The 14,909-nt window shown below is 63.1% G+C and carries 14 protein-coding genes; all 14 read left to right on the plus strand.

Translation table 11 applies throughout. The features are described 5' to 3' along the window. Positions 1–46: 46 nt before the first annotated feature. The 14 genes from ndhC (at position 47) to nuoN (ending at position 14,905) form a co-directional block, all read left to right on the plus strand. Entirely contained in the window at positions 47–421 is a 375-nt protein-coding gene (gene ndhC, locus AC3WJR_RS05620) for an NADH-quinone oxidoreductase subunit A (protein WP_354281492.1), read from the plus strand. Then, positions 412–966 carry a NuoB/complex I 20 kDa subunit family protein gene (locus AC3WJR_RS05625; protein WP_492723002.1) on the plus strand — a complete coding sequence of 185 codons (555 nt, stop codon included), beginning with the start codon at positions 412–414 and terminating at the stop codon, positions 964–966. The genes ndhC and AC3WJR_RS05625 overlap by 10 nt, the downstream gene beginning before the upstream one ends. After that, positions 963–1,808: an NADH-quinone oxidoreductase subunit C gene (locus tag AC3WJR_RS05630; RefSeq protein WP_492723004.1), complete on the plus strand. Its 846-nt coding sequence runs from the start codon at positions 963–965 to the stop codon at positions 1,806–1,808. Before AC3WJR_RS05625 ends, AC3WJR_RS05630 begins: the two co-directional genes overlap by 4 nt. After that, complete coding sequence (locus AC3WJR_RS05635; protein ID WP_354281486.1) at positions 1,805–3,040, plus strand: NADH-quinone oxidoreductase subunit D; 1,236 nt, start codon at positions 1,805–1,807, stop codon at positions 3,038–3,040. Before AC3WJR_RS05630 ends, AC3WJR_RS05635 begins: the two co-directional genes overlap by 4 nt. Further along, the gene (locus AC3WJR_RS05640) at positions 3,040–3,708 is read left to right on the plus strand and encodes a complex I 24 kDa subunit family protein (protein WP_492723010.1); all 669 of its coding nucleotides are present in this window, start codon (positions 3,040–3,042) and stop codon (positions 3,706–3,708) included. Before AC3WJR_RS05635 ends, AC3WJR_RS05640 begins: the two co-directional genes overlap by 1 nt. Beyond that, positions 3,708–5,012 carry an NADH-quinone oxidoreductase subunit NuoF gene (gene nuoF / locus AC3WJR_RS05645; RefSeq protein ID WP_492723013.1) on the plus strand — a complete coding sequence of 435 codons (1,305 nt, stop codon included), beginning with the start codon at positions 3,708–3,710 and terminating at the stop codon, positions 5,010–5,012. The genes AC3WJR_RS05640 and nuoF overlap by 1 nt, the downstream gene beginning before the upstream one ends. Further along, positions 5,012–7,012, plus strand: a complete 2,001-nt coding sequence (nuoG, locus tag AC3WJR_RS05650; protein ID WP_492723015.1) for an NADH-quinone oxidoreductase subunit NuoG — start codon at positions 5,012–5,014, stop codon at positions 7,010–7,012. Before nuoF ends, nuoG begins: the two co-directional genes overlap by 1 nt. A gap of 139 nt (positions 7,013–7,151) precedes the next feature. Beyond that, positions 7,152–8,321 carry an NADH-quinone oxidoreductase subunit NuoH gene (gene nuoH, locus AC3WJR_RS05655; protein WP_492723017.1) on the plus strand — a complete coding sequence of 390 codons (1,170 nt, stop codon included), beginning with the start codon at positions 7,152–7,154 and terminating at the stop codon, positions 8,319–8,321. Further along, a complete protein-coding gene (gene nuoI / locus AC3WJR_RS05660) occupies positions 8,318–8,803 on the plus strand; it encodes an NADH-quinone oxidoreductase subunit NuoI (RefSeq protein ID WP_354281478.1) in 486 nt (161 codons plus the stop codon). Before nuoH ends, nuoI begins: the two co-directional genes overlap by 4 nt. Positions 8,804–8,837: 34 nt before the next feature. Next, positions 8,838–9,449, plus strand: a complete 612-nt coding sequence (locus AC3WJR_RS05665) for an NADH-quinone oxidoreductase subunit J (RefSeq protein WP_354281476.1) — start codon at positions 8,838–8,840, stop codon at positions 9,447–9,449. Beyond that, the gene (gene nuoK / locus AC3WJR_RS05670) at positions 9,446–9,751 is read left to right on the plus strand and encodes an NADH-quinone oxidoreductase subunit NuoK (protein ID WP_010187224.1); all 306 of its coding nucleotides are present in this window, start codon (positions 9,446–9,448) and stop codon (positions 9,749–9,751) included. The genes AC3WJR_RS05665 and nuoK overlap by 4 nt, the downstream gene beginning before the upstream one ends. A gap of 5 nt (positions 9,752–9,756) precedes the next feature. After that, entirely contained in the window at positions 9,757–11,928 is a 2,172-nt protein-coding gene (gene nuoL / locus AC3WJR_RS05675; RefSeq protein ID WP_492723020.1) for an NADH-quinone oxidoreductase subunit L, read from the plus strand. Further along, complete coding sequence (locus AC3WJR_RS05680; RefSeq protein ID WP_492723022.1) at positions 11,925–13,454, plus strand: NADH-quinone oxidoreductase subunit M; 1,530 nt, start codon at positions 11,925–11,927, stop codon at positions 13,452–13,454. The genes nuoL and AC3WJR_RS05680 overlap by 4 nt, the downstream gene beginning before the upstream one ends. Then, the gene (gene nuoN, locus AC3WJR_RS05685) at positions 13,451–14,905 is read left to right on the plus strand and encodes an NADH-quinone oxidoreductase subunit NuoN (RefSeq protein ID WP_354281470.1); all 1,455 of its coding nucleotides are present in this window, start codon (positions 13,451–13,453) and stop codon (positions 14,903–14,905) included. The genes AC3WJR_RS05680 and nuoN overlap by 4 nt, the downstream gene beginning before the upstream one ends. The last annotated feature ends 4 nt before the right edge of the window (positions 14,906–14,909 follow it).

Raw genomic sequence — 14,909 nt, forward strand, 5'->3', positions numbered from 1 at the left:
ATGGTCCTAAAGCCCTCGGCATCCCTTCGCACATGCGAGAACACCCTTGGTTGACCTGTCACAATATCTGCCGATCCTGCTGTTCCTCGGCGTCGCGCTCGTGCTGTCCAGCGCGTTCGTGTTTCTGCCGATGCTCGTTGCGCGCCTGACCGGGGCGCACAAACCGACCGCGGAGAAACTGTCCGAATATGAATGCGGCTTTCCCGCATTCGAAGATCCGCGCAGCCAGTTCGACGTTCGGTTCTATCTGGTCGCGATCCTGTTCATCATCTTCGATCTCGAAGCGGCGTTTCTATACCCGTGGGCGGTCAGCGTGTTCCAGCTCGGCTGGGTCGCGTGGGGCTCGATGATGCTGTTTATTGCCGAACTCGCGCTCGGCCTTGTTTACGCGTGGAAGAAGGGAGCTCTCGAATGGGAGTAGAACTCACTCATCCGACGACTGGCCTGCCGGGCCAGGATCTGGTCAAGCCCGACGCCGCGTTCTTCAACGATCTGAACGGCGAGCTTGGCGACAAGGGTTTCCTCGTCACGTCGACCGAGGACCTGTTCCAGTGGGCGCGTACGGGCTCGCTGTGGTGGATGACCTTCGGGCTCGCGTGCTGCGCGGTCGAGATGATCCACGTCAACATGCCGCGCTACGATCTCGAACGCTTCGGCGCCGCGCCACGCGCGTCACCGCGCCAGTCGGACGTGATGATCGTCGCGGGCACGCTGTGCAACAAGATGGCCCCGGCGCTTCGCAAGGTCTATGACCAGATGTCCGAGCCGAAGTACGTCATCTCGATGGGCTCGTGTGCCAATGGTGGCGGCTATTACCACTACAGCTATTCTGTCGTTCGTGGCTGTGACCGGATCGTTCCGGTCGACATCTATGTTCCCGGCTGCCCGCCGACCGCGGAAGCGTTGCTGTATGGGATCATGCAGTTGCAACGGAAGATCCGTCGCGTCGGGACGATCGAACGATGAAGGCGCCGGCACCTGCCTATGTCGCCAATGACGGCGTGATCGATGCGGCGGCTGCGGCGCTTGGTGGCCGTCTGCTGCATTCGCTCGATGCGGTTGGCGAAGTCGCGCTGCACGTCGATCGCGTCTCGCTGGTCGAGACGATGATCGCGCTGCGCGACACGCCGGGGCTTGAATATCAGCAGCTCATGGAAATCGCGGGCGTCGATTATCCCGACCGCGGTGTCGAGCGGTTCGAGGTCGTCTATTGCCTGTTGTCGCTGACGCGCAACCACCGCATCCGCGTGCACGTCCAGACCGACGATGAGAAGCCTGTGCCTTCCGTCACGGGCATCTGGCCGGTCGCGGGCTGGCTCGAGCGTGAAGTGTACGACATGTACGGCGTGCTGTTCTCGGGCAATTCGGACTTGCGTCGAATCCTGACCGATTACGGATTCCGTGGGCATCCGCAGCGCAAGGACTTCCCGCTGACGGGCTATGTCGAACTGCGCTACTCCGAGGAAGCCAAGCGCGTGGTCTATGAACCTGTTGCACTGGCGCAGGATTTCCGCAGCTTCGACTTCATGAGCCCGTGGGAGGGCGCCGAATACGTGCTCCCGGGCGACGAGAAGGCGAAGGTTCCGGAGGCCAAGGGCGCCCCGACGCCGCTAAAGGCTGACGACATCGTCAAGGCCGATGCGGCATCATCGCCGACTCAGGCGCCGAGCGACCCGAAGGTTACCGAAAACACCAGCCAATCCGGCGCGGGTAAGTCCGGCCCCGGAGCAGGTGAAAAGCCGGCCGATCCAGCCGTCATGCCGAGCCCCGGCAGCGGCGGCGGATCTGGTGGAGGACAGAACCAGTGAGCGAGTATCTCGATCAGCTCGAACGTCACACCGACGGCGAAAAGCCCGAGGTCGGCGACGTCGAGATCCAGAATTACACGATCAACTTCGGACCGCAGCATCCCGCCGCGCACGGCGTTCTTCGTCTCGTGATGGAGCTTGACGGCGAAATCGTCGAACGCGTCGATCCGCACGTCGGGCTGCTCCATCGCGGCACTGAGAAGCTGATCGAATATAAGACCTACATGCAGGCGCTGCCGTATTTCGACCGGCTCGACTATTGCTCGCCGCTCTGCATGGAGCACAGCTATGTGCTCGCGGTCGAGAAGCTGCTCGATCTCGAAGTGCCGATCCGCGCACAGTATCTTCGCGTGCTGTTTGCTGAACTGACGCGCATTTCGAACCACATGCTCAACTTGGGCTCGCACGTCATGGACGTCGGCGCGATGACCCCGAACCTGTGGCTGTTCGAGATCCGCGAGGATTGCATGAACTTCTACGAGCGGATTTCGGGCGCGCGGATGCATGCGGCGTGGTTCCGGCCGGGCGGCGTTCATCAGGACGCACCGGTCAAGCTGCTCGCCGACATCGCTGACTGGCTCGACACGCGCCTGCCGCGTTTGTTCGAGGATGCGATTTCGCTCGTCGCGGACAACCGCATCTTCAAGCAGCGCAACGTCGATATCGCGGTGGTCAGCCGTGACGATGCGATCAAATGGGGCTTCTCCGGCCCGATGATCCGCGGTTCGGGCATCGCCTGGGATCTGCGCAAGTCGCAGCCGTATGACGTGTACGACCGGATGGAGTTTGACGTGCCGGTCGGTACGCGGGGCGATTGCTATGACCGGTTCATGGTGCGCGTCGAAGAAGTCCGTCAGTCCGCGAAGATCATGAAGCAGTGCCTCCGCGACATGCCCGAGGGGCCGATTGCGTCGCTCGATCGCAAGGTCGTGCCCCCCAAGCGTGCCGAAATGAAGCGGTCGATGGAAGCGCTGATCCATCACTTCAAGCTGTACACCGAAGGCTTCCACGTGCCGGCGGGTGACGTCTATGTCGCGACCGAAAGCCCCAAGGGCGAGTTCGGCGTGTATCTGGTCGCCGATGGCAGCAACAAGCCGTACCGCTGCAAGATCCGCCCGACGGCGTTCTCGCATCTGCAGGCGATGGACTTCATGTCGAAGGGCCACATGCTCGCGGATACGACGGCGATCCTCGGCGCGATGGATATCGTTTTTGGTGAATGTGACCGATAATGGCTGAAGCCCCCAAGATCCCCGACGAAGCCGAGACCCGCGCCCGCTGGGGCGCGTTCGCGTGGAACGACGAGAACCAGAAGAAGGCGAACGAGATCCTCGGTCGCTATCCTAAGGGCCGCGAGCAATCCGCGTCGATCCCGTTCCTCGATCTGGCGCAGCGTCAGGTCGGCGAAGAGACGCAGACGCAGGGCTGGTTGCCCGTTCCGGTGATCGAGTTCGTCGCGCGCCAGATCGGCGTGCCGTACATGCGCGTCTATGAGGTCGCGACCTTCTACACGATGTTCAACATGGCGCCGGTTGGCCGCTTCCACGTCCAGGTCTGCGGCACGACGCCATGCCTGCTCGGCGGCAGCGACGATGTTCTGGCGGCTTGCAAGAACAAGGGGCTGATCAAGGGGCGCACGACCCCGGACGGCATGTTCACGCTGACCGAAGTCGAGTGCCTGGGCGCCTGCGCCAATGCGCCGATGGTCCAGATCAACGACGATAATTTCGAAGATCTCGATTACGACCGGACGAGCGCCTTGCTCGAGGCGCTTGCCAACGGCACGCCGGTCACGCCTGGATCGCAGACCGGGCGGCGCGACAGCTGCGCGGCAGGCGGCCCGACCAACCTCGTCGCGATGGTCGACGAGAACCATGACTATCGGGGGGAGTGGGCCTGATGCTCGCCGATAAGGACCGCATTTTCACCAACGTCTACGGCTTCCAGCCGTGGAACCTCCAGGCCGCGATCAAGCGTGGCGATTGGGACGACACCAAGGGCCTGATGGCGCGCGGGCAGGATGCTCTGATCGACGCGGTCAAGGCATCGGGCTTGCGCGGCCGTGGTGGTGCTGGTTTCCCGACCGGCACCAAATGGTCGTTCATGCCGAAGGAGCCCAAGCCTGACCGGCCGAACTTCCTCGTCATCAACGCCGATGAATCCGAGCCGGGCTCGTGCAAGGACCGCGAGATCATTCGCCACGATCCGCACAAGCTCATCGAGGGCGCGCTGATCGCCGGCTATGCGATGCGCGCGCGCGCCGCGTACATCTACATCCGCGGCGAATACATCCGCGAGGCCGAAGTCCTTTTCGCCGCGGTCGCAGAGGCGTATGACAAGGGCCTGATCGGCAAGAATGCCAGCGGGTCGGGCTATGACTTCGACGTCTTCGTCCACCGCGGCGCGGGCGCCTACATCTGCGGCGAAGAAACCGCGATGCTCGAGAGCCTCGAGGGCAAGAAGGGCCAGCCGCGGCTCAAGCCGCCGTTCCCGGCTGGGGCAGGGCTCTATGGCTGCCCGACCACGGTCAACAATGTCGAGTCGATCGCGGTCGTCCCGACGATCCTGCGCCGCTCGCCCGAGTGGTTCGCGAGCTTCGGCGCCGAGGGCAATCGCGGCACCAAGCTGTTCCAGATCAGCGGGCATGTGAACAAGCCGTGCGTGGTCGAGGAGGCGATGAGCATCACCTTCCGCGAACTGATCGAGACGCATTGCGGTGGGATCCGTGGCGGGTGGGACAATCTGCTCGCGGTCATCCCGGGCGGGTCGTCGGTGCCGCTCGTTCCGGCTGCCGAGATCATGGACTGCCCGATGGACTTCGACGGCCTCAAGAAGGTCGGTTCGGGTCTGGGCACCGCGGCGATCATCGTCATGGACAAGTCGACCGACATCGTCCGCGCGATCAGCCGTCTCTCTTACTTCTACAAGCATGAGAGCTGCGGCCAGTGCACGCCGTGCCGCGAGGGCACCGGCTGGATGTGGCGCGTGATGGAGCGGATGCGCACCGGCGACGCGGACATTTCCGAGATCGATACGCTGTATCAGGTGACCAAGCAGGTCGAGGGCCACACGATCTGTGCGCTCGGCGATGCGGCGGCATGGCCGATCCAAGGCCTGATCAAGCACTTCCGCCCCGAGATGGAGCGGCGGATCACCGAGAAGCGTGGCGGCGGGCTGAGCCCGATGATGGAAGCGGCTGAATAATGCCTATTGTCAAAGTCGACGGCGTCGAAGTCGAAGTGCCCGCTGGTGCCACCGTGCTCCAGGCGTGCGAGATCGCCGGCAAGGAAATCCCGCGCTTCTGCTATCATGAGCGCCTGAGCATTGCGGGCAATTGCCGCATGTGCCTGGTCGAGGTGAAGCCCGGACCGCCGAAGCCGCAGGCATCGTGCGCGCTGCCGGCGGCGGACAAGCAGGAGATCTTCACCAACTCGCCGATGGTCAAGAACGCGCGCGAAGGGGTGATGGAGTTCCTCCTGATCAACCATCCGCTCGATTGCCCGATCTGCGATCAGGGTGGCGAATGCGACCTGCAGGACCAGAGCCTCGCTTATGGGCGCGGCCAGTCGCGCTATGACGAGAACAAGCGCGCGGTCACCGAGAAGTACATGGGGCCGATCGTCAAGACGGTGATGACGCGGTGCATCCAGTGCACGCGCTGCATTCGTTTTGCCGAGGAAGTCGCGGGCGTCGAGGAAATCGGCGCGATCGGTCGTGGCGAGGACATGCAGATCGTGTCCTATCTCGAACATGCCGTGACGAGCGAACTGTCGGGCAACGTCGTCGATCTCTGCCCGGTCGGTGCGCTGACCTCCAAGCCGTACGCGTTCGAGGCGCGTCCGTGGGAACTGCGCAAGACGCTGACGATCGACGTGATGGACGCGGTCGGCACCAACATCCGGCTCGACAGCCGGGGTCGCCAGGTGCTTCGCGCCGTGCCGCGGATCAACGAGGACGTGAACGAAGAATGGGCGAGCGACAAGACGCGCCATGCGGTTGACGGCCTGGTCCGTCGCCGTCTCGACAAGCCATATATCCGTAAAGGCGGCCGCCTGACCGAAGCCTCGTGGGATGCCGCGTTCCTCGCGATTTCGCAGGTCGATGCGGGTTCGAGCATTGCGGCGATCGCGGGTGATCTGGTCGATTGCGAGACGATGTATGCCGCCAAGGCGCTGCTGGGCAGCTTGGGGTCGACCCTGCTCGAAGGCCGCCAGACCGGCATGGATTACGACACGACCAATCTGGCCGCGGTCAATTTCAACACGACGATCGCAGGCACCGAACAGGCCGACGTGATCCTGATCGTGGGCAGCAACGTGCGCTGGGAAGCGCCGCTGGTAAACACGCGGATTCGGAAAGCCATCAAGCGCGGGGCCAAGGTCTTCGCGATCGGGCCGGAAACCGAGCTGACCTATAAGGTCGAATGGCTCGGCGAGGATCTCGGCGTGCTCGGTAATCTGCCGGAGGCCGTGACCGAGGCGTTCGCCAAGGCCGAGCGTCCGATGATGATCGTCGGCGGGGCGGCACTCAAGTCGCTGGGTGCGGCGCTCGCGCTGGTTTCGCCGCTGGGTCTGGTCAAGGACGGGTGGAACGGCTTCAACGTGCTCCACATGGCGGCGAGCCGCATGGGCGGGTTGATGCTCGGTTATGCGCAGAAGGGCGGCATCGCGGATGTTGTCGCTGCCAAGCCCAAGCTCGCCTTCTTCCTGGGCGCGGACGAGGTCGATTTTGGCGCGTTCGAAGGCACGTTCAAGGTGTACATCGGCCATCATGGCGACAAGGGCGCGGCGTCTGCCGACGTCGTTTTGCCGGGTGCTAGCTATGCCGAGAAGTCGGGGACCTACGTCAACCTCGAGGGTCGCGTTCAGCGTGGCGAACGTGCGGTGTTCCCGCCGGGCGACGCGCGCGAGGACTGGACGATCCTGCGCGCCTTGTCGGGCATGATGGGCAAAACGCTGCCCTTCGACACGATCGAGCAGCTTCGCGCGAACATGGCGACCGATACGCCCGCCCTTGCGACGCTCGGCCTGGCCACGTTCGACTGGGCACCGCCTGCGCTCAACGCAGCGGCCTCGGGCATGCTTACCGGCTATCCCATCAAGGACTTCTACCTCACCAACGCGATCTGCCGGGCAAGCCCGACGATGCAGCGGTGTTCGGCGGAACTGGTTCATGGGCAGGAATTCGCGGAGGCAGCGGAATGACTTTTGCTACTTCGCTTTCTTCTTCTCCGGCGAAGGCCGGGGCCCAATTGTGGGCAGCCGATCGGCTGGACACAGCGCGCGGTAACGACAACCTTCCCGACCGGGCCCCGGCCCGCGTCGGGGAAGGGGAATTGGCAGCATGACCTCTTTCTTCACCTATCGCTTCGGCCTGCCCTACGGCTGGGCGTGGACGCTCGCCACGCTCATGGACATCCTGCTGATCGCGTTGCCGCTCATGCTCGCGGTCGCGATGATCATCTACGCCGATCGCAAGATCTGGGCTGCGATGGCGCTGCGTCGTGGCCCGAACGTCGTCGGTCCGCTCGGGCTGCTTCAGTCGTTCGCTGACGGCCTCAAGGTCTTCCTTCAGGAAACCATCATCCCGTCGGCAGCGAACAGGACGCTGTTCCTGATCGCGCCGATCATCACCTTTACGGTCGCGCTGATCGTCTGGGCGGTCGTGCCGTTCGACGCGCGCGCGGCGCTTGCTGACATCAACGTCGGGCTGCTCTACGTGCTCGCGGCGTCGTCGCTGGGCGTTTACGGCATCATCCTCGCCGGCTGGTCTTCCAACTCGAAGTACCCGTTCTATTCGGCAATCCGCGCTGCGGCGCAGATGGTGTCGTACGAAGTCGCGATCGGCTTCGTGCTCATCTCGATCGTGCTGTGGAGCGGCAGCTTCAACCTGACCAACATCGTCGAAGCGCAGAAAAGCGTGCTGGGGACGCCGGTCAACGGCTTCTTCCTCAACCCGTTGCTGTTCCCGATGGCGGTGGTGTTCTTCATCTCGTCGCTGGCGGAAACGCAGCGGGCACCGTTCGATCTGACCGAGGCGGAGAGCGAGCTGGTCGCCGGGTACCAGACCGAATATTCGTCGATGTCGTTCGCACTCTACTGGCTTGGCGAATATGCCAACGTCATCCTGATGTGCGCACTCAATGCGACGTTGTTCTGGGGCGGGTATCTGCCGCCGTTCGATTGGGCACCGCTGTACGTCGTTCCGGGGATCCTCTGGCTGTTCGCCAAGATGCTGTTCTTCTTCTTCCTGTTCAGTTGGGTGAAGGCGACCGTCCCGCGTTATCGCTATGACCAGCTAATGCGGCTGGGTTGGAAGATTTTCCTCCCGCTGTCGCTGTTCTGGGTGTTCATGGTGTCGGGCGTGCTGATGTTCACGCGCGTCGGTACCGACTGCGCTCCCGAGAACCGGGTCTATACCAAGCAATATCTCTACGATGATGGCCGTCCGCGCTATCCAACCGATGGCGTGTGCCAGGCCGCGTCCGTGAACCAGATGGAGAAGCGCTCGTGAGCGTCGCCCAGATCATCAAGTCCTATACGCTTTGGGAATTCGTCAAGGCGCACGCCTTGACCCTGAAATACTTTTTCAAGGCGAAAGCGACGATCAACTACCCGTTCGAGAAGAACCCGATCAGCCCGCGGTTCCGCGGCGAGCACGTGCTTCGTCGTTACCCGAACGGCGAGGAACGCTGCATCGCGTGCAAGCTGTGCGAGGCCGTATGCCCCGCGCAGGCGATCACGATCGAGGCCGAACCGCGGGACGACGGCTCGCGCCGCACGACGCGCTACGACATCGACATGACCAAGTGCATCTTCTGCGGCCTGTGCCAGGAAGCCTGCCCGGTCGACGCGGTGGTTGAGGGTCCGAACTTCGAATATTCGACCGAGACGCGCGAAGAACTGATTTATGACAAGGCGAAGCTGCTCGCGAACGGCGATCGGTGGGAAAGTGCCATTGCGGCAAACCTTGCCGCCGACGCACCGTACCGTTAAGCGCCGCACCGACTCTGAGGGGCCGTAGAAAACCGTGATCCAGGCACTCGCCTTTTATCTCTTCGCAGCGATCGTGATCGTGTCAGCCGCGCTGACCATCACCTCGCGCAACCCGGTTCATGCCGTGTTGTGGCTGATTCTGGCCTTCTTCAACGCAGCCGGGCTGATGGTGATCGTCGGCGCCGAGTTCATCGCGATGCTGCTCGTCATCGTGTACGTCGGTGCAGTCGCTGTGCTGTTCCTGTTCGTCGTGATGATGCTCAACATTGATTTCGCCGAGCTGCGCGCCGGGTTCGCGCGCTATGCGGCAATCGGCGCGGTGTTCGCGGTTGGCCTTGCCGCCGAGATCATGCTCGCCTTCGGTGCCTGGAGTGCCGGCACGATCGAACTCGCGCGCCGGGCTGCACCCACGCCGACGACGATCTCGAACATCCAGGCGCTCGGCATGGTACTCTACACGCGCTATCTGTTCGTGTTCGAAGGGGCTGGCCTCGTCCTGCTGGTCGCCATGATCGGCGCGATCGTACTGACGCACCGTGAACGCAAGGGTGCCCGCGCCCAGAACGTCTCGCGCCAGAACGCGCGGCGTCCGCAGGATGCCACGCGCAACATGCAACCAACCGTCGGTAAGGGGATCGACCTGTGATTGGCCTGGGCCATTATCTCGTGGTCGGGGCGATCCTGTTCGCGCTCGGCGTGCTTGGCATCATCGCCAACCGCAAGAACCTCATCGTCATGCTGATGGCGGTCGAGCTGATCCTGCTCGCGGTGAACCTCAACTTCGTCGCCTTCTCGGGCTATCTCCACGATCTCGTCGGCCAGGTGTTCGCGATGTTCGTGCTGACGGTCGCGGCGGGTGAGGCGGCCATCGGGCTTGCCATCCTCGTTATCTATTTCCGTAGCCGCGGGACGATCTCGGTCGACGACGCCAACCGGATGCAGGGGTAAGTTACGTGCATTCGATTCTTCTCATCGTCTTCCTGCCGCTGCTCGCGTCGCTGATCGCAGGGTTTGCGAATAAGGGCTTCGGCACCGCGCTTCCCAAGATCGTCACGACCGGCGCGCTGTTTGCGTCGTGCGCACTGAGCTGGCCGATCTTCATCCACTATCTCGGTGGTGGCGAAGCGACGGTCGTGCCGGTGCTCGACTGGATCCATTCCGGCGACATGGTGATCGATTGGTCGCTGCGCGTCGACGCGCTGACCGCGGTCATGCTCGTTGTCATCACGTCGGTGTCTGCACTCGTCCATCTGTATAGCTGGGGCTATATGGAGGAAGACCCGGACCAGCCGCGCTTCTTCGCGTATCTGTCGCTGTTCACCTTCGCGATGCTGATGCTGGTGACCGCGGACAACCTTGTTCAGATGTTCTTCGGCTGGGAAGGCGTGGGTCTCGCATCCTACCTCCTGATCGGGTTCTGGTTCCGCAAGCCCAGCGCCAATGCGGCAGCCATCAAGGCGTTCGTCGTCAACCGCGTCGGCGATCTCGGGTTCATGCTCGGCATCTTCGGCACCTACTTGGTGTTCAACACCGTCTCGATCCCCGAAATCCTGCGGCTCGCGCCCGGGATGGCCGGTTCGACGATCGGCTTCTTCGGCGGCCGCTTCGACACGATGACGGTGCTGTGCCTGCTGCTGTTCGTCGGCGCGATGGGCAAGTCCGCACAGCTCGGCCTCCACACGTGGTTGCCGGACGCGATGGAAGGCCCGACCCCGGTGTCGGCGCTGATCCACGCGGCGACGATGGTCACTGCGGGCGTGTTCATGGTCTGCCGCCTGTCGCCGATGTTCGAGACGTCGCCGTTCGCGCTGACGGTCGTAATGACGGTCGGAGCTGCGACCTGCCTGTTCGCGGCAACCGTTGGGCTGGTGCAGACCGACATTAAGCGCGTCATCGCTTATTCGACCTGCTCGCAGCTCGGCTACATGTTCTTCGCGGCGGGGTGCGGTGCCTATGGCGCGGCGATGTTCCACCTGTTCACGCACGCCTTCTTCAAGGCGCTGTTGTTCCTTGGTGCCGGTTCGGTGATCCATTCGATGCATCACGAGCAGGACATGCGCTATTATGGCGGCCTGCGGAAAAGCATCCCGATTACCTTCTGGGGGATGATGATGGGCACGCTGGCCATCACCGGCGTCGGTATCCCCGCGGTGTTCGGCAACACGCTCGCGATCGGTTTCGCAGGCTTCCACTCGAAGGACGCGATCATCGAGGCGGCCTGGGCTTCGGGCAATCACGGCGCGTCGATCGTCGGGATCATCGTTGCGCTACTGACGAGCTTCTACTCGTGGCGGCTGATGTTCCTCACCTTCTGGGGCAAGCCGCGCTGGGAGCAATCCGAGCATATCCAGCACGCCATTCATGACGCCCATGGCCACGGCCATGACGCGGTCCATGCTGGCCATGACGATCACGGCACCACTGCTGCGCACGCGCATCACGGGGAAGCCGCAGAGGAAGGGCAGGGCAGCGAGCCCGATACGCACGGTGCACACGGTCATGCCGTTCCGCTGCACCCGGTGTTCACGACCAAGGGCGACGGCACGGGTGGCTATCATCCGCACGAGAGCCCGTTCCCGATCCTGATCCCGCTGATTGTCCTGTCGATCGGCGCGATCGCGGCAGGGTTCGTCTTCCACGGCGCGTTCATCGAACCCACTGCCGGCGAGGAATATTGGCGTGGTGCGATCGCCTTCCGCGAGCACCTGATGCACGAAATGCATGAGGTCCCGCTGCTGGTGAAGCTGTCGGCAACGATCGCTATGCTGACGGGTCTGATCGGTGCGTACATCTTCTACATCCGCTCGCCGGGTGTTTCGCAGAAACTCGCCGAGACCTACGCGCCGATCTACGATTTCCTGCTCCACAAATGGTATTTCGACGAATTGTACGATCTGCTGTTCGTGAAGCCGGCGTTCGCTATCGGCCGCCTTTTCTGGCACCGTGGTGACGAGAAGACGATCGATCGCTTCGGGCCGAACGGTTCGGCATGGATCGTCGAGCGGAGTTCGCGTGTCGCTGGTCGGATCCAGTCGGGATATGTCTACACTTATGCGTTCGTCATGCTGCTCGGTCTGACCGGAGCCGTGACCTGGGCGATCAACATCTGGGCGACGAGCAAGTGAGCGGCTTTCCTATCCTTTCGATCATGCTCGCGATCCCTGCGATCGCGGCCGTGGCCTGTCTCTTCACCAGCGCGCAGGGCGCGCGCTGGATCGCGCTGATCGCGACACTGATCGATCTCGTCCTCGGGATCGGGCTGTGGACCAGCTACGATATCGGCGGGGCGCAGTGGCAGTTCGTCGAGAATGCCGGTAACCTCGGCATCTTTAGCTGGAAGCTCGGCCTCGATGGCTTCGCGCTTCTGCTGGTGATGCTCAGCGTGTTCCTGATGCCGGTGTGCATCGGGGCGAGCTGGGTCGCGGTGACCAATCGCGTCCAGGAATATATGGCGGCGTTCCTGTTCACCGAAGTGCTGATGATCGGCACCTTTGCGGCACAGGACCTGTTCCTGTTCTACATCTTCTTCGAAGCCGGCCTGATCCCGATGTATTTGATCATCGGCATCTGGGGTGGCGTGAACCGCATCTACGCCTCGTACAAATTCTTCCTCTACACGCTGCTCGGCTCTGTGCTGATGCTGGTGGCGATGCTGTGGATGGCGAATTTCGCAGGCACCAGCGACATCCCGACGCTGCTCCAGACCGACTTCCCGGTCCGTGCGCAGACCTTCCTGTGGCTCGCGTTCTTCGCGTCGTTCGCAGTCAAGATGCCGATGTGGCCGTTCCATACCTGGCTTCCCGACGCGCACGTCCAGGCGCCGACCGCTGGCTCGGTGATCCTTGCGGGCGTTCTGCTCAAGCTCGGCGGATACGGCTTCCTGCGCTTCTCGCTACCGATGTTCCCCGAAGCGTCGGCGCAGCTGACGTGGCTGGTGCTCGGCCTGTCGGCGATCGCAGTGATCTACACCTCGCTGGTGGCCCTCGTGCAGTCGGACATGAAGAAGCTGATCGCTTATTCCTCGGTCGCGCATATGGCGATCGTGACGATCGGACTGTTCGCGTTCAACCGCCAGGGGATCGAGGGCGCGATGATCGTCATGCTGTCGCATGGCCTCGTTTCGGCCGCGTTGTTTCTGTGCGTCGGCGTGATCTACGACCGGCTCCATACCCGCGAGATCTCGCGTTATGGTGGTCTCGCGATCAACATGCCACGCTACGCTCTGCTGTTCCTGTTCTTCACGATGGCATCAATCGGGCTTCCGGGCACGAGCGGGTTCGTTGGCGAGTTCCTCAGCCTGGCGGGGACGTATCAGGTTTCGACCGCTATCACGCTACTGTGCACCACCGGGATCATCCTCGGGGCTGCTTATATGCTTTACCTCTACCGCCGTGTCGTATTCGGCGATCTGACCAAGGACGATGTGCGCGCAATGCCCGATCTTTCGCTGCGTGAAATTGCGCTGCTTGCCCCGATTGCAGCGGTAGCGCTGTGGATGGGCGTGTATCCCGAGAGCTTCCTCGCGCCGATGCGCAAGGATGTCGCCACGCTGGAAGCGCGCATCTCGCTTGCCACCCCGGCGGGTGATTCGCTGCCGACGCCGGGCAAGGCTATTGCGCTGCCCGTCCATCATGCGGAGGCACGGCCATGAACTCGTCGATGCTGATGGTTCTTCCCGAGGCGATTCTCGCCTTGGGCGCGATTGCTCTGATGCTGGTGTCGGCTTGGGGTGGCCAGGCATCGACCAGGATGGTGTCGATCGCGGCGGTTGCGGTCCTTGTGGGCGCGATGATCGCGCTGACCGGGCCTGCCTCTTATGGCGGTGCGGCATTCGGCGGGCTGGTGAACGCCGATGCGTTCGGCGCGTTTGCCAAGGTCCTGATCTTCGGCGCTTCGGCCATTGCGATCCTGATCGCGCCGCGCTTCTTCGCGGCTGGCCGGGGCGACGATCTCCGTCCGGAATATCCGGTGCTGATCCTGCTCTCCGCAGCAGGCATGAGCATGATGGTGTCGGCGGGTGACCTTCTGACGCTGTATGTCGGTCTCGAGCTGCAGAGCCTTGCCGCCTATGTGCTCGCAAGCTTCATGCGGCGCGACACGCGTTCGGCTGAGGCAGGCCTGAAGTATTTCGTGCTCGGCGCGCTCGCGAGCGGAATCCTGCTGTACGGCATCTCGCTGGTGTACGGGTTCAGCGGCACGACGATGTTCTCGTCGATCGCGACCGCTTATGGCGCTGGCCGTTCGCTTGGGCTGACCTTCGGCCTCGTGTTCGTCTTCGCTGGCCTCGCGTTCAAGATGAGCGTCGTTCCGTTCCACATGTGGACCCCGGATGTGTACGAAGGCGCGCCGACCCCGGTGACGACCTTCTTCGCCTCCGCCCCCAAGGTGGCAGCGGTCGCTTTGTCGGTCCGCGTCGCAGTCGAGGCGATGGGTCCGGCGACCGACCAGTGGCGGCAGATCGTGATCTTCGCGGCCCTCGCGTCGATCATCTTCGGGGCGGTCGCGGCGATCGGGCAGACCAACATCAAGCGGCTGCTGGCTTATTCGTCGATCAACAACGTCGGCTTCGTGCTGATCGGTCTCGCGGCCGGCACGCAGGCGGGTGTTGCGGCGGTGCTGTTCTACCTGACCGTCTATGTCGTGATGACGCTGGGCAGCTTCCTGATCGTCCTTCAGATGAAGGATGCAGCCGGGCAGCCGGTTGAGAGCATCACCGCGCTCGCTGGCCTGTCGCGGACTCGGCCTGGTCTGGCCCTGGCGATGGCGATCTTCATGTTCTCGCTCGCAGGCATCCCGCCGATGCTCGGCTTTAACGCCAAGGTCGCGGTGTTCCAGGCGGCGATCGTTGCCGGGCTGTACCCGCTGGCGGTGGTTGGCTTCGTCGCTTCGGTGATCGGTGCCTTCTATTACCTGCGCGTCGTCAAGGTGATGTACATCGATGCGCCTGCTGAGACGGTTGAGGGCGCACCACTCGCAGTGCGGACCGACCCGGTTGAGGGCGGGCTGATCGCGGTGATGGCGGCAGCGATCTCGCCGCTCGGCTGGCTTGGCCTCGCCAGCCTCGGTGGCGCGACGATGGTTGCGGCAAAGGCGCTGTTCTGAGCGA

This window comes from Sphingomonas sp. FW306-05-A, assembly GCF_058782275.1.

Bases quoted from the DNA above. Each gene is read 5' to 3' on its own strand.
- AC3WJR_RS05630 (WP_492723004.1), top strand. From the start codon at position 963: ATGAAGGCGCCGGCACCTGCCTATGTCGCCAATGACGGCGTGATCGAT.
- nuoN (WP_354281470.1), top strand. From the start codon at position 13,451: ATGAACTCGTCGATGCTGATGGTTCTTCCCGAGGCGATTCTCGCCTTG.
- nuoG (WP_492723015.1), top strand. From the start codon at position 5,012: ATGCCTATTGTCAAAGTCGACGGCGTCGAAGTCGAAGTGCCCGCTGGT.
- nuoH (WP_492723017.1), top strand. From the start codon at position 7,152: ATGACCTCTTTCTTCACCTATCGCTTCGGCCTGCCCTACGGCTGGGCG.
- nuoF (WP_492723013.1), top strand. From the start codon at position 3,708: ATGCTCGCCGATAAGGACCGCATTTTCACCAACGTCTACGGCTTCCAG.
- AC3WJR_RS05625 (WP_492723002.1), top strand. From the start codon at position 412: ATGGGAGTAGAACTCACTCATCCGACGACTGGCCTGCCGGGCCAGGAT.
- AC3WJR_RS05640 (WP_492723010.1), top strand. From the start codon at position 3,040: ATGGCTGAAGCCCCCAAGATCCCCGACGAAGCCGAGACCCGCGCCCGC.